Consider the following 20,566-nt stretch of genomic DNA (forward strand, 5'->3'; position numbering starts at 1 on the left):
GGTTAAGATCTTTCGTCTCAACCGAGGCGCGCATTCTACAGCAGCCTCTGTTGCTGTCAAGCGGTTATTTTCAGAAGTTTTCAAAGTTTCCTTTGTAACTTCAACCACTTGCGCTTTCGATCTCTCGTCAGCGGGAGGCGAATTCTACAGCGATCCAATATTTCGTCAAGCATCTTTTTGAACTTTCTTACCGTCTCCAAATACCTGTACTGCAGAGACCTTTTCAGCGCCCTTTAGCGAGGCGCAACACTTGAACCGCAGCTCTCCACATCGGTATTGATTGGGTTAACCAGCGGCGTTCCTACTCGGTCGTCCAGTCAAGATCGTCGTCCCACTCCTCATCTTCCTCGAAGTCGTCCTCATCTTCCTCCTCTGCTTCCGGCTGGTTAAGGAGAAAATCCTTACGACTCTCAGTAATTGCCCGCCTTAGCTCCTCCCCTTTCACGGGGCAGTTGAGCATTTGGGCGATGCGATCGATTTTTTTCGCCACGACTTCCTCCAACGCATCGGCTATGGCCCGATAGTGCGCGCTTTCGGGCGCTGATGCCAAATGGCTGAATGTCAGCGATGATACCGGCGCACCACACTGCTGTTCTTCAGTACATGCCCTTTGATTTTTTCCAGCAGTTGCGCGCGCGTCAAACCGGCAGGCAAGGCGTCCGGCGCGAGGTCCAGCGCGTACAACTGAATAATGTAGTGATGCGCACTGTCGCCGACTGGCGGGCAAGGCCCCACATAACCGGTGGTGCCTTTGATGTTGGTGCCACCGATACCTTCAAGGGCTGATTTTGCTCCTACACCGGCCGGGATCTGGTGAGTGCCGGCTTTGATGCCGTAATGCACCCAATTATCGGCACCCTGCCCATTCTGCCCGTCAGGGTCATGCATGACGATGGCATAACTCAACGTACCCGCCGGCCCGGCGTTCCAATTCAGCGCAGGTGACGCGTTGTGCCCGCCACAACCCGGAGCATCGCTGGCGGCGGCCGAGGTAAACAGCCGGTCATCCGTGACACCCGGGATATTTAAGGTGAAACGTTCCTGGGCCTGTGCCGGAAATTGCACGCACAGGGCGACTGCAACGGCCGCAAACCAAGGGTTAAGAGAGGTCAATCGGGTCATTGCGCAGCACCTTGTGCGTGTAGGGCCGTCGTCGGCTTGCGAACTATAACGGTACCGTTGGTGAGGTGGCACGGGGAATTGGCTGAACCTCGCGTAACGCGCCAAACTCTTAAGTGAAACGTCTGCCTGGAGAGCCATCATGGCACTGCACCGCGTCGCCCCTTTCGCCGATGTGCCCGAAAACAGAGGCCTTGAAGCCCGGATCGCGGACACCAATATTGTTTTGCTGCGAGTGGGCGATCAACTACGCGCCTATCAAGGCGAATGCCCGCATGCCGGGGCACCGCTGGCGGAAGGTGCGGTGTGCCACGGACGCTTGATTTGTCCGTGGCACAAAGCTGCGTTTCGGGTCGAAGACGGAGCATTATGCGAGCCGCCGGCTATGGACAATCTCAAGCGCTATCCGCTGGAAGTCCGCGATGGCGACATCTGGGTCGACGACCAACCGTATTCCGATGCTCACACCCCGCCGGCTGACGATGAACGGACGTTTGTCATCGTCGGGGCCGGGGCCGCCGGTACAGCGTGTGCGGCAGCGCTGCGCGAAAAAGGCTTCGGCGGCCAAGTTTTGCTGATCGACCGCGAAGCCGACACCGGGTACGACCGCACCGTCCTGAGCAAATTTGTCATCGCTGGAGAGATGCCGCCGGAAGAAATCCCGCCGCTGCGTGATGACGAGTTTTATCGCGAGCAGCGTATTGAGCGCATCACTGGCGAAGTTGCCAGCCTGGATTCGTCGAACAAAACCCTGCGGCTGACCAATGGTCGATCGCTAAACTATGACGCCGCGTTGCTTGCCACAGGCGGCACGCCCAATCCACTCACACTGCCTGGCGCCGATTTGCCGCAAGTGTTCGTGTTGCGCTCCAAAGAGCAGGCGCTGCGAATTCTGCAGGCGGCAAAGCCTGGTCAGCGAGCGGTGATCATCGGTGACAGCTTTATTGCCATGGAGTCCGCTTCAGCCCTGCGTGAATACGGGTTGGACGTTACAGTCCTGGCCCGTCATGCCATTCCCTTCGCCGCACAATTCGGCGAAACCGTTGGCAAGGCGATTCGCGCCCTCCATGAGGCCAATGGCGTGGTATTTCACACCGATGGCGAAGCCTCCTATATAGAAGGAGCGAACAACGTCGAGGCAGTGCACCTGGACAATGGCCAACGCTTGCCAGCGGATCTGGTGCTGGCCGGCATTGGTGTCAGCCCTGCAACCGATGCGTTTGCCGATCTGCCCAAGGAAAAAGACCGGTCGCTGAAGGTCGACGGGGGAATGCGCGTCACCGAAGGGTTGTGGGCGGTCGGTGATATCGCGACTTTCCCGCTCAACGGCCAGCTTCAGCGTATCGAGCATTGGCGCCTGGCCCAGCAACAGGCGCGGATCGCCGCCGCGAATATGCTTGGTGCTGACGAGCACTACCTCAACGTGCCGTATTTCTGGACCTGGCACTTTGGTAAAAACTACGACTACCTTGGCCACGCCGAAGCCTGGGACGAGGTCGAGTTCAAGGGTGATCCTTACCATCCACCCTTTATAGGCCTGTTCGGCAAAAACGGCGTGGTGGCCGCAGCGGTCGCCTGCGATGAAGAACGGGCCATGGCGCTGCTCGCCGAACGCATGAAACAGCCGTTGTCGGTGGACGAGGCGTGGAAGCTGATTCGGGACATTGGTTAGCGCACAAACACCCGACAGCAAAACGCCCGGCTTCTGCTTCATAGCTGAGGCCGGGCGTTATTTTGAATCCTGGATTTTATTCCTGGATTTCCGCACCGCCACCGAGTTTGCTCATCACGAAGCCGACAAACTCTTCTACGGTCATTTTCTGGCCATTGAATTCCACCTGATTGTTGGCGTAGTGCAATTTGCTGACGATGTTGTTTCCGTCCAGTTTGGCGAATTGCGATCCGACCGCCATGCTGCTGAACATATCGGCAGTAGCGTTGGCCTGATCGGCGATGACTTTGGCATCAGTCTGACCATCAAGTTGGCTTTGCACGGTCAGCAAGTCCACGAGCATTGGCTTGGACACTTGCACATTGATATCCAGCAGCGCAATCAACTGTAAGGTCAGTTGATCGGGCGGCAGGTCCATGGTCTGCGGTTTGGTCAGGTCGAGCACCAGGTTCGCGCGGCTTTCACCATTGGCGGTGTTGAACGACAGGTTTTCCAGAGCCACCTGCGGGCCGGCCGCCAGCAATTTTTCAAGGCCGGTTTTGACTTGCGCCTCTTCGGCCGGGGTCAAGACCAGTTCTGGAGTCGGCTCACCGGCCACAGCAGCCTCGGCGGCGGCTCTCTCGTAAGGCTGCAGTTTGGTCTGGTAGATCTGCATCAGCGACATGGTCGCCGGTATGTCGAGGTTTTTCAGGCTCACGGCCATTTGCGCAGCGCCGACAGCCTTGCCGTTCATCGACACTTCACCCACCTTGTAATCGGCACGCCCCGAAGCGCTGGTGCCCGATTCCTGGGTCAGGTTCTTCATTTCAAATTTCTTGAGGCCCAGAACCGATTGCTTGGCACCAAAGGTGGTTTGGCTGTCCGTCAGCTCGAGGGTGTTCTCGCCGGTGTAGTAGCCGTAGGTACTTTTTACCAGGTTGCTGGCCAGGGTCAGGCCATTGAGCTCAACCTTCACCGGAGTTTGATCTTCAGCCACGGTGCTCAGCGTCAGGCTGTTCATGTAGCCGTTGGCCTTGACCTTCTGGGCTTGGGCGCTGGCGGCGACGTCGAGGTTCAAACCAGAGAATTTCAGGGTGGATTTGTCATCCAGCACGACGTCCAGCGGTTGCAATTCGAGGGTGCCGCTGGTGGAATTGTCGTATCCAATATTGACCACACCGGTGATCGGGGATTTGTCTTTGGCAGAGGCAAACCACTTCTCGGTGAGCGAGGTGCGTTCCAGTTCGTAGTGACTGGTGGCCATGACCGGCAACCACTTGAAAGATACCAGGCGCGAGAACGGCAGCGGACCGTGTTCGATGTGGTCGGCAAACAGCAATTCAACCGCGGTTTCACCAAACATCTCGCCTTCGCCTTTGAGGCGGTAGTGCGCGGTGCTGCTGAACACATGACGCTCAAGCGACACCAGCTCCAGCGATGCCGTGCCATTGGAACCGACCAGCGCGGCGTTCAGCTCTTTGTTGGCGTCGGCGATGGCGGTGTTCAACACGCCTTCGATTTTGGTCCCGGTGTACCAGGCACCGCCCGCGCTGATTGCACCAATGGCTACGACGATTCCAAGAAGCACGCCTGCTGATTTATTCATGTATGACCCAGTCAATGTCCGTTGTTTGAAGGTGTCGTCGTCTTCCCTGAACCCGTGACGGGTTACGGCTCGACTCCGCTAAAAGTGAGGTGGAGATTAGCATCAGGCGCAGCGGGCGGCCCAATGATTAAGGGTTAAAGAGTGTCTATGGACTGCGCCGGGGGCTTGAGAGTTTCGGCGGACATGAAATCGCCATCGCGAGCAGGCTCGCTCCCACAGGGTTGTGTGTCGATCACAAATCCCATGTGGGAGCGAGCTTGCTCGCGATGGCGTCAGTCCAGCCAACAAAACTCACGAATACTGCACTTCCATCTCATCCAGCTGATGATCAAAGCTCTTGAGCCTCGCAGTCCACGTATACACCAGCACTTCAAAGTCCCGATTGATCACCGCCCCGCCCGTCACCTCCGAACGTGGATCACAGACGTCCAGTTGATAGCGTTCCCGTGCCATCTTGGTGGCGACATCCGAGAGTTCGCGGGCATTGTTGAGCCAGTGCCAACCGTCCTCGGACACCTGCTTGTCCAGCGCCAGGCATTGTTTCTTCAAGGTTTCGAGGCTTTTTTCCAGCGGTGTGCCGGTGAGCTCACCCATGACTTCCTGAAACGTACGCCCCGGCTGCCAGTAGCTGCCCCAGAAATATTGGTCAAACACCGTTTCGACACGACGCAACGCCACCTTGGTGTCCCAGATCAGCACCAGGGTCTTGCCTTGTTCGAGTTGTCTTTTTTTGATGCGCAGGCCCTGGACTGAAGCCCAGGCCACCACCACGATTGCCATCACGGCGATGAGCGCGGTGGCGCTGTCGAGAAACACCAGTGCCTTGTCGATCTGGTGGGCCAGCATGATGCCGTAGAAATAGGTGGCCGACAGCAAAACCAATGCCGCAATAGCGCACCAAAAGCCAGGAGCATAAGGGTTTTTCATTCTTTTTAATCCCCATGACCAACGCGAGCTTTGATTTGATGAAGTCGAAGTGTGACTTCATCAAATCAAAGCATAGCAACGGCCTCAGGGTTTGCTGGTGTTCGTGGCTTGCGTTCGTCCGCTTTCCCAGCCGCCGCCCAGTGCGAGGAACAAATCGATCTGGCTGGCGGCAACCTGGGTGTTGGCAGCGGCCAGTTGCGCCGTGACATCCGTGTAGGTGCGGGTAGCTTGCAGGTCCGCGAGGAACGATTCGCGGCCGGCCTGGAAGAAACGGTGCGTCTGGTCCGCTGCCAGTCTTGCCGATTGCTCGGCGTCTGCCAGGGCGTCACGACGTTGCAACAAAGCGGTGTACTGGGCCAGGCTGGTCTGGGTTTCGCGAATGGCGTTGAGCACCACCCCATCGAAATGCGCCAGCGTCGCCTGGGTCACCGCTTCGGCTTCGCGGATGCGTGCCCGGGCGCCGTTGGTCGGCACGTTCCAGGTCAGCGACGGACCGAAGCCCCAACGGTTGGTGGACGGGTCGCCGAGATCGTCGAGGATACCGACGGTGCCGATGGTCGCGCCGATGCTGATGTTCGGGTACAGCTCACCCGTGGCGACGCCAATCCCGGCCGTCGCAGTCGCCAGCCGGCGCTCGGCCTGCCGCACATCGGGACGACGCTTGAGCAATGCGGCGCCATCGCCCACCGGAATCAATTGCGCGATTTTCGGCAGCTCGTCGCAGGTGGCGGTGCCAGCCGGCAGTTGATCCACTGGCTTGGCCAGCAACATCGACAGGCGATACAGCCCGGCCTGACGCGAGGCCTCATAGCGCGGCATGTCGGCGCGCAGGGACTTGAACTGGGTTTGCGAACGGGTGACCTGGGTTTCGTCGCCACGGCCGGCATCGCGCAGGCGCTGGATCAGCGTGGTGCTCTGGGCCTGCAGGTCGAGGGAGTGCTGGGCAATCTCCCGCTCCTCATTGGCCGCGCACACCTGGGTGTAGGCCCGGACCACGTCGGCCACCACGGTGATGCGAGCCGTATCGGCAGCTGCCTGCGTCGCATCGGCGTTGGCCTTGGCCGCTTCGATGCCGCGCTGCAACGTGCCGAACAGATCGAACTGGTACGACGCGCTTATGCCGATATCACCGATGTTGGCCACCGGCACTTTTTCCGGAATCAGGAACGCCTGGCCGGACTCCTGCAATCGCTGGGCGCCCATCTTCACGCCGCCGCTCCAGCCACCCGCCGCTTCTGCCTCATCGACCTGAGCGCGGGACCGCGACAGACTGGCCGCCGCAACACGCAAATCGGTATTGGACGCCATGGCCTGTTGCACCAATTGGTCGAGTCGCGAGTCCTTGTACAAGCGCCACCAATCGGCTGGCACCGGTGCGGACACCACCGTTTTGCCGTCGACCGCCAGATCGCCCTGCAAGTCGGGTCGATGGACAGCCGCCTCTTCGGGCAAATGATAATCTGGCCCGACCATCTGACACGCAGACAGCAGCAAACCTAATCCGGCAACCGCCAAACCCGACGCCCTGCTCATTTCGCAGGCTCCTGCGCTGGATCGTCGATAATCGACACGGTCGCGGTCCGCCCGGCGATCATGCGGAAGTCCGCCGGAACATCGTCGAAGGCAATCCGCACCGGAATCCGCTGTGCCAATCGCACCCAACTAAACGCAGGGTTAACGTTGGGTAGCAGGTTGCTGCCGATGCTGCGGTCGCGGTCTTCGATGCCGGCAACGATGCTTTCCACATGGCCGCGCAGCCGCGCACGGTCGCCGATCACCCGGATGTCGACGCTCTGGCCGACATGAATGCCGTCCAGTTTGGTTTCTTCGAAATAGCCGTCGATGTGGAATGAATTGCTATCCACCACCGACAATACCGGCCGCCCGGCGGTGACGAATTCCTGCACACGTGGTGCACGGTCGTTGATGTAGCCATCGACCGGGCTGCGGATGGTCGAGCGGTCGAGGTTCAATTGAGCACTGTCCACCGCCACTTGAGCTTCCATCAACGCCACCTCGGCGCGTGCCACCCGGGACTGGCTTTCTTCCAGTTGTTCGCCTGGCACCAGATTGCCGAGCCCACGATTACGCTTGGCTTCGCGTTGTGCCTGAGCCAAGGTTTCCTGACGGTCGGCGACCGCCGCCTTGGCCTGGCGCAGGGCCAGTTTGAAACGGTCCTGATCGATGCTGAACAGCACTTGACCGCGTGTCACCAACTGGTTGTCACGCACGTCAACTTGCTGAATCAACCCGGAGACGTCAGGGGCAATTTGCACGATGTCGGCCCGGATATGCCCGTCGCGGGTCCACGGCGCAAACATGTAGTACATCACCATGCGCCAGACCACGACGACGGCGAAGGTCACGATCAACAGGGTCAGCACCACGCGACCCAGGGTCAAAAAAGGTTTTTTCATGTCATCAGGTATCGACTGAGTGAGTCCACGGCGCCGAGCAGCAAAGCGTAGAGAGCCACGTTGAACAATGCCCGGTGCCAGACCAGACGGTAAAAGTGCAGGCGCATCAGCAACCCGTGCACCAGCAGGTAAAACACATACGTAATGCCCATCAGTACCAGCAGCGTGGGCAGAAACACCCCGCTCAGATCCACATCACCGATCATAAAGGGGCTCCATCGATGCCATGGGGCAGCGGTTCTTCGAGTTCGCCCGAGCTGACGAATTCCACGCCGGGCAATAACGCCAGACGCAGGCCACTCAGGGCATGCAGCAGATTCAGACGTGCTTCCTCTTCGCATTCCGTATCCAGCGCACGGCGGGTGCGGTCGAGGGTCATCAGCAACGGGCTCGGTGCCGGCAGTCGCTCACCCGCTTTGAGGCAGTCCTTGAAATACTCACCGACTTCCGCCACCACTTGATGCAGCAACGCTTGCGGTACCCCGATCACGCGCGGTGTGTAAGCCAGCAGGTCGAGCAGGTTGAGCGCCACGCGCACTTCGCGCAACGCGATGCCGGTGTCCTGACCGGTCATGGCCAGACGCGGCAAGTGCTGCATCAGGCGATCCAGTATCTGGATGCCTAATCGCCGATGTTCAGCCAAAGTGGCCGGTTCGGTGAGGCCGACAATGTCGCGCCAACTGAAACGGGTCAGCCGCTTGGCCGCCAATTCCGCACCAAACGGTCGGGCGATCAGGGTCCAGACGAAGGCAAACAACAATCCGATGGGACCGGCCAGGTTGGAGTTGGCAAAGCTGAGGAAGTCCGCATCGTAGGCGCCCTGAATACTGATAAAGGACGAGGTGTTGACGAGGGTCAGCAGCATGCCCAGGTAAAACTGCGGCTTGACCGTCAGGGTGCCAATGCAGATGAACGGCACAGCAAACGCCAGCACCAGCATCGGGAAGTCATGCAGGTTGGGCAGCACCAGAAACAGATACAGGCTGGCGAACACCACCGACATCGCGGTCCAGAAAAAGAACCGGTAAATCTGCGGCGCCGGGTCATCCATCGAGGCGAAAAAGCTGCACGCCACAGCGGCCAGAATCACCGCGGACCCTCCGTCCGTCCAGCCGAGCAGAATCCACAGCACTGAAGCGACGATGATGGCGCTGACCGTGGAGACCGCCGAGTAGAGCATCAGCCCACGGTCGATAAATGGCGACAAGCGACCGAGGCGCCAGTGGCGATACACCGCACGCCAGCTTTCCTGGCTTTCGCACTGGATGGCGTATTGCAGGCTGCGGCAGTCTTGCCACAGATCAATCCACTCGCCGAGGCGATACAACGCGTTGGAGAACAGCAGCTGTTTGCGATCATTCAACGCTTCGGCGGTAGGTTGCAAGGCTTCAAGCTGGTCTTTCAGTGCCTGCCAGCGAGCGAGGTCGGCGTCTTTGTGATTGAGCCATTCGGTGGTGGCCACCAGCAATGGTGCAAACTTATCCACCAGCTCGGGCGTGCGCCGCTCCAGGGCATATAGCGCGTCATCAAGGGCGTCGATCACCGGCAACAGGTGAATCATCCGCCCACGCAGTTCCTTGGTATTTCGCACGGTTTGCCGCCGGGCGCCCTCGTGCGGCAACTGACCGATCATCAATTCCAGAGTGTTGAAGGTCGCCACCATGACGGAGCGCAGCGCGCTGACTTCATCAGGTTGCACCTGGCGGCTGAGGAAACGCAGGCTGTAAGTCGAGGCATCGGTAAACCATTTGCTCACCGAATCGTTGAACACCGGCGCCAGCCGCCGAGGCCAGAACATGGCGCCGACCACGGCAGCCACGGCGATGCCGAGGAAGATTTCTTCAGTCCGCGCTTCTGCGACGTCCCATACCCCCAACGGGTTGTTCACCACCGGCAGGGCGATCAGCGGCAAGGTGTAACCGGCCAGCATCAAGGCATAGTTGTTGGCGGTGCGCAGGTGCAAGGACAGGAACAGCAAAATCCCGGTCCACAGCGCGATGACCACCACCAATACGTAAGGACTCTGGACAAACATGGGCACGAACAGAACCGCTGCCGCCGCCCCGATAAAGGTGCCGACTGCGCGGTAGAGCGCCTTGGAGCTGGTAGGCCCGACAAAGGGACTGGAAACAATGTAGACCGTGGCCATCGCCCAATACGGACGTGGCATTTGCATGAGCAGGGCGATGTACAACGCGATCATCGAGGCAGCAAAGGTGCGCACACCGTAGAACCAGTCCCTTGCTGCGGGCATTCCGGTGAAAAAACCGTTCAAGGGTTGACCACCGACGGCGCGTTCGCCGCTTCAAAGGCTCTCAATACCCGTAGCGTAGCTTCCAGATCGCCTTGATCGATGCCTTCAAGCACCTCGTGACGCAATCGCACCAGCTCGATTTCGACCGCCTGCACCAGTTCGCGCCCGGTTTCGGTCAGGCTCAGGCACTTGGCGCGCCGGTCATGGGCATCTTCGGTGCGGCAGACATAACCCGAATGACACAGCTGATCGAGTAAACGCACCAGGGACGGACTCTCCATCCCCGCTGCCTGCGCCACCGTCACCTGCCGCACGCCCTCGCCCAAGCGCCCGATCATCAACAACGGGACGGCGCAGGCTTCGGAGATTCCATAGTTGACCAGCGTGGTCTGGCAGATCTTCCGCCAATGCCTGGCGGCCACCACCATGGAGCTGCTGATGTTCATCTGGAGAGCGTCGAGGTTTTTCGGCACGAGAGAAAACACACACTGTTAGTTTGCTAACTATCAATATGACATTTGCAGGGAAAGGTGGTCAAGTTTTGAAACAAATTGGCGGTCATTCGTCGCGGAATGTTCGATCTGAAATAAAATTAGTACTGACGATGTATATACTTCGTCAGCATATGAACCGAGGGTACAGATATGTCAAAACAAGCTGTTTTCACAATGAAACTGGAACCTGAATTGCGCGAACAATTTATGGCTGAGGCAGAAGCCTCTCATCGGCCTGCTTCGCAGATCGTCAGGGAAATGATGCGCCAGTTCGTTCAAACACAAAGAGAGTCGCGCGAGTACGAGGCGTTCTTGCAAAGGAAAGTCGACAGCGCACGTGTTTCCATACTCGCTGGTGAAGGCTTGACCAATGACGAGGTTGAAGCACAATTTGCGGCCAGGCGTGCACAGGCGGCCAAAAAAGGATGAGGATAATCTGGACGCCCGCAGCAGCACAGGATCGTGCAGATATTTGGGATTACCTGTATGAGCTCAACCCAGTAGCCGCCATTGACATGGACAACCGCTTCCGCGACGCGGTATTTCGCATTACCCAATACCCCGAAAGCGGTCCGGTCGGAATCATTGCTGGTACTCGTGAGATGATTCCCCACCAGAGCTATCGCCTGGTTTATCAGTCAGAAGCAGACGCTGTCTGGATACTCGCGCGGGTCCATACTTCCAGACAATGGCCACCAAATAGTTGATTTTCACACCCCCCGCCCCTTCCTCAACAACACATCCAATTGATCCACCACCTCCGCCCAATCTGCATCATCGAGAATATCGTCACGCAAAAACTGCGCCTGGCTCTTGCTCCAGAAAAACGCATCCGCGAGGTGCAATTCGGGCTTGAGCGGTGAGTGGGTGGCGATGAATTTATCGATGCTTTCGGCGTCATCAGCCAGGCCCAGTTGCTTGAACAGGTTAGGCAGGGTGTGGGTTGGGGATTCCATGTCGGGCTCCTTTAGAAATGAAAAATTTATCGCGAGCAAGCTCACTCCCACAGGGACACTCGGTCAACGGCGGGAGCGAGCCTGCTCGCGATGACGGCAGCATTGACGACACAACACTCAATCACTTAATTCCCGCACCTCAGCATGCGGCACCATTCTCAGGAACTCCGGCATGTCCATGTGCAGCAGGTTGATGTGGTTGCCGGCTTCCAGATAGATGTCTTTCTGGCGGGTCAGTAGTGGGTCGATGACCACGTCCAGCCCATAGGCCTCGCCAAGGGCAGGTATGGCACCGCGTTCACAATCATCAAACAGGTGCGGCAGGTTGCTTTCCCGCGAGACCTGCCATTCGCCACTGCTGCGGACTTTGCTCAGGTCCAGGTGGCGGCTGGCGGGAAGTACCGCCATCAGGTAATGGCCATGGCGATCGTCGAGGATGACCGACTTGGCTACCCGTTCTGCCGGAATTCCCGCGAGTCGCGCCGTTTCCAGGCTGCTAGCTGAATGGGGATGGGTGACGATGTCGTATTCGCATTGAGCCGTTTCCAGGCTTCTCTGCACGGTTCTTGCCATTCGCATGATGCACCTCGGTGTCCGTTCCCGTGACGGGCGGACGATGGTTAAAGCTTTTCTCCGTAGTGAAAGTCTAGGCCCACCGGCACAATCCGGGGCGAAATCCGCCCATCGGACGCCGCCCATAACCGGACAAAATCCGGATACGCCGCAGCTCTACTAAACTGTATACAGAACCACCTGCAGACTCTCGCGGAGGGTCAAGTGAATACTCGTTGCTGTGTCGTAGCGCTGCTGTTGGCGTTGAGCGGATCGGTGTTCGCAGCCGATACCGTTGTGCTGCTGATGCCAAACCCTATCGGGATCTGGTTGATCACGTTTGGCATCGCCTTTCTGATCGCCGAGGCCGCGCTGCCCAATTACGGCGTGATCGGTTTGGGCGGCATTGTGATGTTCGTGATCGGCGCGGTGATTCTGACCAACACCGAGGTGCCTGTTCCCTTGATGATCGGCCTGGGGCTGGTGAGTGCCCTGCTGCTGATTTTCCTGCTGATCCGCGCCATGAAAACCCGACCGCGCCGCACGGTCAGCGGCGATGCCGGGCTGCTGGGCAGCGTGACACCTGTCTTGTCGTTACTGCCCGGCAATGCCTGTAACGGCTGGGTGCATCTGCAAGGTGAGCGCTGGCAGGTTTCAAGCTCGACACCGCTGCAACCGGGGCAACACGTCCGGGTGGTGGCGCGAAAAGGATTACTGTTGCAAGTGGCCGCGGCTGACGCGGCGCCAGTGGGAGAATAGTCATGGGCCTGCAAGTAGGTTTCGCCGCGCTGCTGCTGTTACTGATTGCACTGGCGGGGTCGACCTTCCGCATCCTTCGCGAATACGAGCGCGGCGTGGTATTCCAGCTCGGACGCTTCTGGCAGGTCAAGGGCCCCGGTCTGATCCTGCTGATCCCGGTGGTCCAGCAAATGGTCCGTGTCGACCTGCGGACCATCGTCCTCGATGTGCCACCGCAAGACGTCATCACCCGCGACAACGTCTCGGTCAAGGTCAATGCGGTGCTGTACTTCCGCGTGCTTGATCCGCAGAAGGCGATCATCCAGGTCGAAGACTTTCTCGCGGCCACCAGCCAATTGGCCCAGACCACACTGCGAGCAGTCCTCGGTAAACATGAACTCGATGAACTGCTGGCCGAACGCGAGCGATTGAACATAGACATCCAGCAAGTGCTCGACGCCCAGACCGACGCCTGGGGTATCAAGGTTGCCAACGTCGAGATCAAACATGTGGACCTCAATGAATCGATGGTCCGCGCCATCGCCAAACAAGCCGAAGCCGAACGGGAACGCCGGGCCAAAGTGATCCACGCCGAAGGTGAATTGCAGGCCTCGGAAAAACTCATGCAGGCTGCCGAAATGCTCGGTCGTCAGCCAGGGGCCATGCAGCTGCGTTACATGCAGACGCTAAGTTCGATTGCCGGGGACAAGAGCTCGACTATCGTCTTTCCGCTGCCGATTGAATTGCTCAAAGGGATGGCGGATTTGTCGTCGAAGCTGTGAAAGTTCGTAACGGCCCTTCAATCGCGCCAACACTTTCAATGCCGCACAAACAAGCGTGCGTTAACCCATCCTGCCCGCGTTTCGCCAGCGCTCTGCCAGCCCGATGGCAGCGGCGCAAACTCGTCTGGCGCACCGACGGTGCCGATCAGCCACACACGCCCAGCGCCTTTGGGCAAGCTGTCGAGGCGGTCCAGATAAATGTCCCGGGTGACCAGCGTGCCGAAACCATAGGCGTTTGGCCGGCTCGACCCACCATTGGCTAGCGGGGGGGTATATAGCAGCGGTTGGGTACCGGCGCGGTTGTAATAGACGTAGGGAAGGTACCAAAGCATGTCGCTGGTGACGATCCGGTCACCAGCAACAAAATGCTGGTTAACGTAGTCGACCAATACGTTGATCTGATTGTTGGGATCGACCGAGGTGTTGTTCTTCAAACCGACCAGTTCGACGCCGACAAACAGCACCAGCACGGTCAACGCCAGCACTCGCAAGCCTGAATACAGGCGATCAATGGCCAGTGCGACAATCATCGGCAACCCCAGTGCATAGGCCGTCAGATAGCGTTCGATGAACACCGGCGAGATAAATGACACGCCGAACACCAACAGCATCGGCAACGCCGTGTAGATCACCAGCAGCACACTGCCGCGAATGACGCTGCGGTCCCGCGCCAGCGCCACGCCAGTAATGACCAGCAACGCCAGCGGCAGCGCAATAAAAATCAGCGTCGGCAGGTTTTCGCCATCGTCCTGTGTCAGTAACGACCAGATCATCGACGGCAACGAGCTGAACGTGACCGGCGACTCCCACCCCACATCGCCATTGGCTTTGAGCTGATCCATGTGCTGGATCAAATCGATCAGGTTCGGCACCCACGGCAGGTACAGCAACACGATTGCCACGTTCGCCAGCCACCAGCCGGGGCGTTGAATACTACGCAAACGATAGCCTGGCAGTACACGAATCAGCCCCAGATACAGCCAGTGGCACATCACGCACAGGGCGGTGAAGTAATGGGTGTAGAACGCCGCGCTCATCAGCAGCACATACGCCACCAGATAGCGTGTGCGCCGGGGATGCCTGATCGAGTAAACCAGCGCAATCGTGGCACCGATCAGCCACAGGCCCAGTAGCGAATACATCCGCACTTCCTGGCTGTAACGTACCGCCGTTGGCAGCAGCGCCAGCAGTAAACCGGCCAGTAACGCAGCACGCCGGGTGGCGATCAAGTCCACCAACCAGACGCCAAGCCACACCGTGGCGATTCCGGGCAGAGCGCTGAGACAGCGGATCGAGAAAATACCGTCGCCGAATAGCTCGATCCAGCCGTGCAACAGCACGAAATACAGCGGAGGGTGCACATCTCGGGCCGCATGCACCCATATTTCAGCCACCGAGTAGTGGCTCATCAGCAGGCTCGACCCTTCGTCGCCCCAGACGGCCGCCGCCGTCAGATCGTAGAAACGCACCAAGGCCGCCAACGCCAGAATCGGCAACAGCCAGTGTTCCTGCGCCCACCGCAACCAACGCTGTACCACCGCCCAGCCACCGGGCACTGCGTGCGGATCCTGGGTGCCGCCAAGTGATGTTTCTCTGCGCGCGTCCATTGCCTCCCCTCGCAACTGGCCCGAGATCACGAAGCTTATGGATCACTGTAAGACGGTACAGGTTCGTCGTCGATGCTGGCTTTACGACTAACGACATTCGCGAACGATCCATCCAGGCGGATGAGCGCAGGCTATGACAGAGCGGGTTCGCGTCAAGCGCAGAGCAGTCACTTAATTAAAAATCGAAGAAGTTGGTCAGATTTCGCTGGGTAAGAGGATTCAATATATCGAAAATATAACCTTGATGGAATATTCCACCGGGTGCATATTCAGCGCCATGAATTGGGATATTGAATACACCGACGAGTTCGGCGACTGGTGGGCAGAACTGAGCGAAAGCGAGCAGAGCTCTGTGGCGGCAAGCGTCAAGCTGCTGGGCCAGTTCGGACCGGCGCTGAAGTTTCCCCACAGCTCCGGCATAAACGGCGCACGCCACGGCCATCTCAGGGAACTACGGATTCAGCACGCGGGGCGTCCTTATCGCATCCTTTACGCATTTGATCCCAGGCGATGTGCTTTGCTGTTGATTGGTGGTGATAAAACCGGTCAGGATCGATGGTATGAAGTCAATGTACCGCTGGCCGATCAGCTGTACGATGAGCATCTCGACACATTGCGCAAAGAGGGTCACAACGATGGCTAAGAAATTTGCCGAACTTGAAGCGCGGATGACACCTGAATCCCGGGCACGCGCCGAGTCGATTTATGAACAACACATTAAGGAAATGCCATTACACGAATTGCGTCAGGCCAAAGCGCTCAGCCAGGCCACGCTCGCTGAAACTCTGCATATTAATCAAGCAGCAATTTCAAAGATGGAACGTCGCACGGATATGTACATAAGCACTTTGCGTAACTACATCCGAGCAATGGGCGGTGAACTTGAAATAATCGCCACTTTTCCAGATGGTCAGATAAAAATCGAAAACTTTGCTAGTTGAGCAGCCTACCGGCTGCTCTAACTCGTCGAAAGCGTTCAAGACAGGCCAGCCGAATTTACACGAGTGACTTAACGCTGCGACGTCTCCGCCACCGGATACACCGACTCCCATCCCCCACCCAATACCTTGTACAACCCGACCATCGCCAGCGATACCCCGGTCGAACTCTCCACCAACTGCTCCTGAGTCGCCAACAATGCACCTTGCACCGTGAGCACGTTGACGAAGTCCACCACGCCTTCGGTGTATTGCTGCTGCGCAGTACGCAGGGCGATCTGGTTTTGGCGGACGGCTTCGACGAGGCTGTCGCGACGCAGTTGTCGGGCGTTGTAGGCGGTCAGTTGATCGTCGATTTCATGCCAGGCGCGCAACACGGTTTGCTGGTAGGCGATGGCGGCTTCCTGTTGCTGGGCTTCGCGCAAGTTCAGCACGCCGCGTAGACGACCGCCGTCAAACAACGGCAGGCTGAATTGCGGGCCGATGCCGAACGAACGCGAGCTCCACGAACCAAAATCGCTGAGCTGCATGGCTTGTGAGCCCACGTTGCCTGACAGGGTAATCCGCGGGTAGAAGTCCCCCTTGGCCACACCGATGCTCGCCGTAGCGGCATGCAAGCTCGCTTCAGCCTGGCGGATATCCGGGCGGCGTTCCGCCAGTTGCGACGGCAGGCCGATAGCGACCTGCCGCGGGGTTTGCGGTACGGGCGCGTCTGTGGATAACTCGGCGTACAGCGCTTGCGGCGGTTCGCCCATCAGCAGACTCATTGCGTTGATCAGTTGCGACTGCCGCTGCTCCAGCTCGGGCAGGCGCGATTCGATGGCGGCGACTTGAGCGGCGGCTTCGGCGACGTCCAGGTCGGTGGCAACGCCGTCGGCCAGGCGAAGCTGCGAGAGTTTCAAACTGTGGCGGGCGACATCGAGGTTTTGCTCGGTGACGGCCCGAGTGCTTTGCACGCCGCGCAGCTGAATGTAGTCCTGAGCGGTTTCTGCGAGCACCGACAGCAACACACCCCGACGATCGTTTTCGGCCACTTCGAGCGTGGCGTCGGCGGCTTCGGTTTCGCGGCGCACGCGCCCCCAGAAATCCAGCTCCCAGGACGCGGAGAAACCGGCGTCCCACAGGTTGAATGCCGAGTCACCGCTATGTCCCGATGGATCGTTCAAGCCTTGGCCGCTGTAACGTTTGCGTCCATAGCTGCCAGCGGCCGCCGTGCTGGGGTAACGGTTGGCGGTGAACACCTGGCGCGCAGCGCGGCTTTGCTGCAAACGGCTGCTGGCGAGTTTCAAGTCGAGGTTATCGGTCAGGGCGCGTTGGGTCAGGCCCGAGAGTATCGGATCGTGGAACACGTCCCACCAGCGCTCCTCGATCGTTGCGGTGACGGCTTGGCTGGCAGCGGCTTTTGACGGTTTTGACCATTCGCTGATTTGCGGGGCCTGAGGTTTGTGAAAGTCCGGGCCGACGGTGCAGGCTGAAAGGCCTGTCACCAGTAAAGCGCCGAGAACTGCACAAGGCCACCGGCCTCTTCGCGAGCAGGCTCGCTCCCACAGAAGATCTCCTTTTGGGCAGAGATTGTGTGCATTGAACCGATTCAATGTGGGAGCAAGCCTGCTCGCGATGACGTCTGCCGAGCCAACAAACATCTTCATCGCTGAGTCACCTCATGCGACACCGCGCTCTCAGTATCAATACTCGCCTCCACCGACATCCCCACTCGCAACCGCGAGGCCAGTGCCTGACCCGGTTCCAGGACAATTTTCACCGGGATCCGCTGTACAACTTTGGTGAAGTTGCCCGTGGCGTTGTCCGGTTTGATCGAGGCGAATGTCACGCCCGTCGCCGGGGCGATGCTCTCGACACGACCGTGCAGGGTCTCACCGCCGAGGCTGTCGACCCGTACCTGCACGTTCTGCCCCGGCTGTACGTTGGTCAGTTGAGTTTCTTGAAAATTGGCGACCACGTAAGCCTGTGCCAGCGGCACCACCGCCAGTATTTTGCTGCCCGGCGTCACATAGGCGCCGACTCGCACGGCGCGCTCGCCGACCATGCCATCCTGTGGCGCAACAATGCGCGTGTAAGACAGCTCGTAACTGGCGATTGCCAGGGCAGCTTGGGCACGTTTCAGCCCACCTTCCGCCGCGTCGCATTGGGCTGTCAGGATGTCCACTTGCTTGCGTTCCGCCGCCAGCACCGCCGTTGCATTGGCCAACCGCGCATTGGCCTGATCAATACGCGTGCGCGCTTGCTGAGCATTCTGCACCGTGCCGGCCCCAACGCCCGCCAAGTGGTTGTAGCGGTTCAACTCTTGCTCGGCGAAGGCCATTTCAGCCTTGGCCGATGCCACCGAGGCCTGAGCCTGAGCGATCACTGAAGCCTGGCGCTCAAGGGTCGCCCGGGCATTTTGCAGCTGTGCTCTAGCCACCAGGGTCTCGGCGTCAGCCGCTTGGGCCGCGGCTCGCAGATCACGATCATCGATCAACGCCAGCAACTGCCCGGCCTTGACCTGCTGGTTGTCTTCCACCAACACGTCCTTGATAAACCCGGCCACGCGCGGGACCACCAGCGTGAAGTCCGCCGAGACAAAGGCATCATTGGTTTTTTGCTGCATGCGCTGACCGAAGAGACCTGGCGCCAGCAGATAAATCAGCACGCCGACTGCCACCACGGCGGCGATACCGACAACCATTTTTTGCTTTGTTTGAATCGTCATAAAAACCTTCTGTTTCAGTGAAGCGTTCAAGTCGGCGCGCGCGGTGGATAAACCCGCGTCGGCAGCCAGAAAATCAGCAGGATCAACGCCAGTGCGACGCCCGCCATGCACAGATAAAGATCGGAAGAAGTCAGCACCACGGCTTGCTCGTGCAGCCGATGAGCGAGACCTGCGCTGTCGCTGTCGGCCAGTGGTGAATTACCGAGGTTGTCCACCAACATGGTTGAGTGGAAGTGCAGCCTGGAAGTGGTCAACGCCTCAATGACGCCGGTGGCCAGCACCGCGGACAGGCCTTTCACCGTGTTGAACCAGGCCGAGGCGAACGGTCCTTCCATGGGCGAAATGCTGCCGGTCGCGAGCATCAGCAGCGGCAGCACCGCCATCGGCTGACCGAAGATTTGTAGCCATTGCAGCGCGTAGAAATCGTCGCGAATCCACGTCGACGTCAGCATTGAACCGCCGATGCAAGACAGCGCCAACATGCTCAAGCCGATACCCAGCACCCAGCGGCAATCAACCCATCGCAGGTTGCACAACGCCGCCACCAACGGCAGCGCAATCAACTGCGGCAACGCCGCCAACAGCGTGATTGGCGCAGTCTGGATGGGGCGATAACCCTGCACCTGCGCCAGATAAGCGGACGGAATGATGATCACTGCCAGCAACACCACCAGCACCCCGGCCAAGGTGAGCAAGGCGAAGGACAGGTTGCGGACACCAAGCATCTGCATCTTGAAAAACGGAATGGGTTGCGACCATTCATTGATCAGGAACAGCACCATCAACAGCAACCCACCGCCGAGTAATCCGCAGATCAGGCTCGACTCTAACCAGTCCAATCGATTGCCCTGCAGAACGCCGATCACCAACAGGCAGATCGCTGGAAATCCCAGCAACAGACCGCGCCAGTTGAAGTGCTTGAGGCGTTCCAGGCGCAGCGGGTCCTGTGGCAAACCGTAAGACACCGCCAACAGGGCGATCAGGCACGGCACGATGATTTGCCAAAACGTCCATTGCCAACCGACATACTCGGTCCACAACCCGGCCAATGGCGTGCCGAGCCCGGGGCCGAAGGTGGCTGTCAGGGCATAACCGGCCAAGCCATAGAGCTTCACATTGGCCGGCAAGAATCGCAGCGCCACGGTCATCAACATCGGCGGCAGCGCGCCGCCCGCCAAACCTTGCAACGTGCGCAGGACCAGCAGGCTTTCGTAGTTCGGGGCGAACGGACTCAACGCGCCTAACAGCGTGAAGACGCTGATGGCGTAGAGGGTGAAACGCCGCAACGAAAACGTCACCGAGCACCATGGCGCAAACGCCATGGCCGCCACCGAGGTCGCGGTGTAACTGGCGACCAGCCAGGTGCCTTCGTCGTAGCCGATGGCCAACGCGCCGCGAATGTCCGCCAGGGCAACCTTGGTCACCATCTCGTTCAGGCCCGAGACCAGCACCGCCAACAACACGCCCACCAGACCGATGATGATCCGTGGGCCGAAGACCGGTGGTGCGACAGCGGCTGGACGGGTCGCGGCGAGTGGTGCCGTGACCGTGAGGGAAGTCATTACTGAATGCTCCGGGGATTGAGTACCGGGGCATTCTAAGAAGCGCGATGACTGACGAAAATTGACTTATTGGCAGTTTATAAATGCGTTTGATGCAGCAATACAAAAACCCTGTGGGAGCGAGCCTGATCTGGTCCAGTAATTTTGGACATTGTTTTCGGTTCTCACGCCGCCATCTTTTCTGCCGCTACCGGCGAGTGGTAACCGTTGTAGCTGTGGCGCCTTACATTGTTGTAGCGCGCCACATATCGGT

The 20,566-nt window shown here is 58.9% G+C and carries 22 protein-coding genes and 1 pseudogene; 8 read left to right on the plus strand and 15 right to left on the minus strand.

All coding sequences use genetic code 11. The features are described 5' to 3' along the window. Positions 1 to 181: pseudogene (locus tag KGB06_RS24915) on the plus strand (hypothetical protein); the annotation flags it as partial. Between the two features lie 120 nt (positions 182 to 301). On the opposite strand, the gene KGB06_RS24920 reads toward KGB06_RS24915, so the two are convergent. Then, the gene (locus tag KGB06_RS24920; protein ID WP_223520490.1) at positions 302 to 550 is read right to left on the minus strand and encodes a hypothetical protein; all 249 of its coding nucleotides are present in this window, start codon (positions 548 to 550) and stop codon (positions 302 to 304) included. 11 nt (positions 551 to 561) lie between these two features. Then, complete coding sequence (locus KGB06_RS24925; RefSeq protein ID WP_223520492.1) at positions 562 to 1,122, minus strand: YbhB/YbcL family Raf kinase inhibitor-like protein; 561 nt, start codon at positions 1,120 to 1,122, stop codon at positions 562 to 564. A 139-nt stretch (positions 1,123 to 1,261) separates the two neighbouring features. On the opposite strand from KGB06_RS24925, the gene KGB06_RS24930 reads away from it, so the two are divergent. Next, on the plus strand, positions 1,262 to 2,791 hold the full coding sequence (locus tag KGB06_RS24930; protein ID WP_223520494.1) for an apoptosis inducing factor family protein: 1,530 nt from the start codon (positions 1,262 to 1,264) through the stop codon (positions 2,789 to 2,791). 76 nt (positions 2,792 to 2,867) lie between these two features. Here KGB06_RS24930 and KGB06_RS24935 read toward each other — a convergent pair whose 3' ends face one another. From KGB06_RS24935 to KGB06_RS24965, 7 genes are all read right to left on the minus strand, one after another. Next, the gene (locus KGB06_RS24935; protein ID WP_223520496.1) at positions 2,868 to 4,376 is read right to left on the minus strand and encodes a YdgA family protein; all 1,509 of its coding nucleotides are present in this window, start codon (positions 4,374 to 4,376) and stop codon (positions 2,868 to 2,870) included. A gap of 291 nt (positions 4,377 to 4,667) precedes the next feature. Then, entirely contained in the window at positions 4,668 to 5,303 is a 636-nt protein-coding gene (locus KGB06_RS24940; RefSeq protein WP_223520498.1) for an NADH:ubiquinone oxidoreductase subunit N, read from the minus strand. 84 nt (positions 5,304 to 5,387) lie between these two features. Then, positions 5,388 to 6,836 carry an efflux transporter outer membrane subunit gene (locus KGB06_RS24945; protein WP_223520500.1) on the minus strand — a complete coding sequence of 483 codons (1,449 nt, stop codon included), beginning with the start codon at positions 6,834 to 6,836 and terminating at the stop codon, positions 5,388 to 5,390. Beyond that, entirely contained in the window at positions 6,833 to 7,720 is an 888-nt protein-coding gene (locus KGB06_RS24950; RefSeq protein ID WP_223520502.1) for an HlyD family secretion protein, read from the minus strand. Before KGB06_RS24950 ends, KGB06_RS24945 begins: the two co-directional genes overlap by 4 nt. Then, positions 7,717 to 7,926: a DUF1656 domain-containing protein gene (locus KGB06_RS24955; RefSeq protein ID WP_223520504.1), complete on the minus strand. Its 210-nt coding sequence runs from the start codon at positions 7,924 to 7,926 to the stop codon at positions 7,717 to 7,719. Before KGB06_RS24955 ends, KGB06_RS24950 begins: the two co-directional genes overlap by 4 nt. Further along, the gene (locus KGB06_RS24960; RefSeq protein ID WP_223520506.1) at positions 7,923 to 9,995 is read right to left on the minus strand and encodes an FUSC family protein; all 2,073 of its coding nucleotides are present in this window, start codon (positions 9,993 to 9,995) and stop codon (positions 7,923 to 7,925) included. The genes KGB06_RS24955 and KGB06_RS24960 overlap by 4 nt, the downstream gene beginning before the upstream one ends. Continuing rightward, the gene (locus tag KGB06_RS24965) at positions 9,992 to 10,420 is read right to left on the minus strand and encodes a MarR family winged helix-turn-helix transcriptional regulator (protein WP_223520508.1); all 429 of its coding nucleotides are present in this window, start codon (positions 10,418 to 10,420) and stop codon (positions 9,992 to 9,994) included. The genes KGB06_RS24960 and KGB06_RS24965 overlap by 4 nt, the downstream gene beginning before the upstream one ends. Positions 10,421 to 10,618: 198 nt before the next feature. On the opposite strand from KGB06_RS24965, the gene KGB06_RS24970 reads away from it, so the two are divergent. Together KGB06_RS24970 and KGB06_RS24975 are read left to right on the plus strand one after the other, a co-directional pair. Next, complete coding sequence (locus tag KGB06_RS24970) at positions 10,619 to 10,897, plus strand: antitoxin of toxin-antitoxin stability system (protein ID WP_223520510.1); 279 nt, start codon at positions 10,619 to 10,621, stop codon at positions 10,895 to 10,897. Then, complete coding sequence (locus KGB06_RS24975; protein WP_223520512.1) at positions 10,894 to 11,175, plus strand: type II toxin-antitoxin system RelE/ParE family toxin; 282 nt, start codon at positions 10,894 to 10,896, stop codon at positions 11,173 to 11,175. The genes KGB06_RS24970 and KGB06_RS24975 overlap by 4 nt, the downstream gene beginning before the upstream one ends. Positions 11,176 to 11,178: 3 nt before the next feature. On the opposite strand, the gene KGB06_RS24980 is transcribed toward KGB06_RS24975, so the two are convergent. Together KGB06_RS24980 and KGB06_RS24985 are read right to left on the minus strand one after the other, a co-directional pair. Next, positions 11,179 to 11,424 (minus strand): DUF2789 domain-containing protein, encoded by a 246-nt coding sequence (locus tag KGB06_RS24980; protein WP_223520514.1) that lies wholly within the window; start codon positions 11,422 to 11,424, stop codon positions 11,179 to 11,181. Positions 11,425 to 11,541: 117 nt separating this feature from the next. Next, positions 11,542 to 12,003 (minus strand): aminoacyl-tRNA deacylase, encoded by a 462-nt coding sequence (locus KGB06_RS24985; protein WP_223520516.1) that lies wholly within the window; start codon positions 12,001 to 12,003, stop codon positions 11,542 to 11,544. Positions 12,004 to 12,201: 198 nt separating this feature from the next. Here KGB06_RS24985 and KGB06_RS24990 point away from each other — a divergent pair, with 198 nt between their 5' ends. Together KGB06_RS24990 and KGB06_RS24995 are read left to right on the plus strand one after the other, a co-directional pair. Then, complete coding sequence (locus KGB06_RS24990; RefSeq protein WP_223520518.1) at positions 12,202 to 12,735, plus strand: NfeD family protein; 534 nt, start codon at positions 12,202 to 12,204, stop codon at positions 12,733 to 12,735. A gap of 2 nt (positions 12,736 to 12,737) precedes the next feature. Beyond that, on the plus strand, positions 12,738 to 13,496 hold the full coding sequence (locus KGB06_RS24995) for a slipin family protein (protein WP_223520520.1): 759 nt from the start codon (positions 12,738 to 12,740) through the stop codon (positions 13,494 to 13,496). Positions 13,497 to 13,531: 35 nt separating this feature from the next. Here the strand turns inward: KGB06_RS24995 and KGB06_RS25000 are convergent, their stop codons facing one another. Then, entirely contained in the window at positions 13,532 to 15,103 is a 1,572-nt protein-coding gene (locus KGB06_RS25000) for a glycosyltransferase family 39 protein (protein WP_223520522.1), read from the minus strand. A gap of 277 nt (positions 15,104 to 15,380) precedes the next feature. On the opposite strand from KGB06_RS25000, the gene KGB06_RS25005 reads away from it, so the two are divergent. Both KGB06_RS25005 and KGB06_RS25010 read left to right on the plus strand, forming a co-directional pair. Next, entirely contained in the window at positions 15,381 to 15,746 is a 366-nt protein-coding gene (locus tag KGB06_RS25005; protein WP_223520530.1) for a type II toxin-antitoxin system RelE/ParE family toxin, read from the plus strand. Next, positions 15,739 to 16,044 (plus strand): XRE family transcriptional regulator, encoded by a 306-nt coding sequence (locus KGB06_RS25010; protein ID WP_140671879.1) that lies wholly within the window; start codon positions 15,739 to 15,741, stop codon positions 16,042 to 16,044. Before KGB06_RS25005 ends, KGB06_RS25010 begins: the two co-directional genes overlap by 8 nt. 68 nt (positions 16,045 to 16,112) lie before the next feature. On the opposite strand, the gene KGB06_RS25015 is transcribed toward KGB06_RS25010, so the two are convergent. Genes KGB06_RS25015 through KGB06_RS25025 form a run of 3 tightly spaced genes read right to left on the minus strand, consistent with a single transcriptional unit; the run spans position 16,113 to position 20,313 of the window. Beyond that, entirely contained in the window at positions 16,113 to 17,690 is a 1,578-nt protein-coding gene (locus tag KGB06_RS25015) for an efflux transporter outer membrane subunit (protein ID WP_223520524.1), read from the minus strand. Beyond that, a complete protein-coding gene (locus KGB06_RS25020) occupies positions 17,687 to 18,751 on the minus strand; it encodes an HlyD family secretion protein (protein WP_223520526.1) in 1,065 nt (354 codons plus the stop codon). The genes KGB06_RS25015 and KGB06_RS25020 overlap by 4 nt, the downstream gene beginning before the upstream one ends. A gap of 26 nt (positions 18,752 to 18,777) precedes the next feature. Continuing rightward, a complete protein-coding gene (locus KGB06_RS25025) occupies positions 18,778 to 20,313 on the minus strand; it encodes an MFS transporter (RefSeq protein WP_223520528.1) in 1,536 nt (511 codons plus the stop codon). Positions 20,314 to 20,566 lie beyond the last annotated feature (253 nt).

This window comes from Pseudomonas sp. GL-B-19 (assembly GCF_019956415.1).
GTDB lineage: Bacteria > Pseudomonadota > Gammaproteobacteria > Pseudomonadales > Pseudomonadaceae > Aquipseudomonas.

Bases quoted from the DNA above. Each gene is read 5' to 3' on its own strand.
- KGB06_RS24950 (WP_223520502.1), bottom strand. From the start codon at position 7,720: ATGAAAAAACCTTTTTTGACCCTGGGTCGCGTGGTGCTGACCCTGTTG.
- KGB06_RS24980 (WP_223520514.1), bottom strand. From the start codon at position 11,424: ATGGAATCCCCAACCCACACCCTGCCTAACCTGTTCAAGCAACTGGGC.
- KGB06_RS25000 (WP_223520522.1), bottom strand. From the start codon at position 15,103: ATGGACGCGCGCAGAGAAACATCACTTGGCGGCACCCAGGATCCGCAC.
- KGB06_RS24975 (WP_223520512.1), top strand. From the start codon at position 10,894: ATGAGGATAATCTGGACGCCCGCAGCAGCACAGGATCGTGCAGATATT.
- KGB06_RS25015 (WP_223520524.1), bottom strand. From the start codon at position 17,690: ATGAAGATGTTTGTTGGCTCGGCAGACGTCATCGCGAGCAGGCTTGCT.
- KGB06_RS24930 (WP_223520494.1), top strand. From the start codon at position 1,262: ATGGCACTGCACCGCGTCGCCCCTTTCGCCGATGTGCCCGAAAACAGA.
- KGB06_RS24965 (WP_223520508.1), bottom strand. From the start codon at position 10,420: ATGAACATCAGCAGCTCCATGGTGGTGGCCGCCAGGCATTGGCGGAAG.
- KGB06_RS24925 (WP_223520492.1), bottom strand. From the start codon at position 1,122: ATGACCCGATTGACCTCTCTTAACCCTTGGTTTGCGGCCGTTGCAGTC.
- KGB06_RS25010 (WP_140671879.1), top strand. From the start codon at position 15,739: ATGGCTAAGAAATTTGCCGAACTTGAAGCGCGGATGACACCTGAATCC.
- KGB06_RS24985 (WP_223520516.1), bottom strand. From the start codon at position 12,003: ATGCGAATGGCAAGAACCGTGCAGAGAAGCCTGGAAACGGCTCAATGC.
- KGB06_RS25025 (WP_223520528.1), bottom strand. From the start codon at position 20,313: ATGACTTCCCTCACGGTCACGGCACCACTCGCCGCGACCCGTCCAGCC.
- KGB06_RS24935 (WP_223520496.1), bottom strand. From the start codon at position 4,376: ATGAATAAATCAGCAGGCGTGCTTCTTGGAATCGTCGTAGCCATTGGT.
- KGB06_RS24940 (WP_223520498.1), bottom strand. From the start codon at position 5,303: ATGAAAAACCCTTATGCTCCTGGCTTTTGGTGCGCTATTGCGGCATTG.
- KGB06_RS24945 (WP_223520500.1), bottom strand. From the start codon at position 6,836: ATGAGCAGGGCGTCGGGTTTGGCGGTTGCCGGATTAGGTTTGCTGCTG.
- KGB06_RS24955 (WP_223520504.1), bottom strand. From the start codon at position 7,926: ATGATCGGTGATGTGGATCTGAGCGGGGTGTTTCTGCCCACGCTGCTG.
- KGB06_RS25020 (WP_223520526.1), bottom strand. From the start codon at position 18,751: ATGACGATTCAAACAAAGCAAAAAATGGTTGTCGGTATCGCCGCCGTG.
- KGB06_RS24970 (WP_223520510.1), top strand. From the start codon at position 10,619: ATGTCAAAACAAGCTGTTTTCACAATGAAACTGGAACCTGAATTGCGC.
- KGB06_RS24995 (WP_223520520.1), top strand. From the start codon at position 12,738: ATGGGCCTGCAAGTAGGTTTCGCCGCGCTGCTGCTGTTACTGATTGCA.
- KGB06_RS25005 (WP_223520530.1), top strand. From the start codon at position 15,381: ATGAATTGGGATATTGAATACACCGACGAGTTCGGCGACTGGTGGGCA.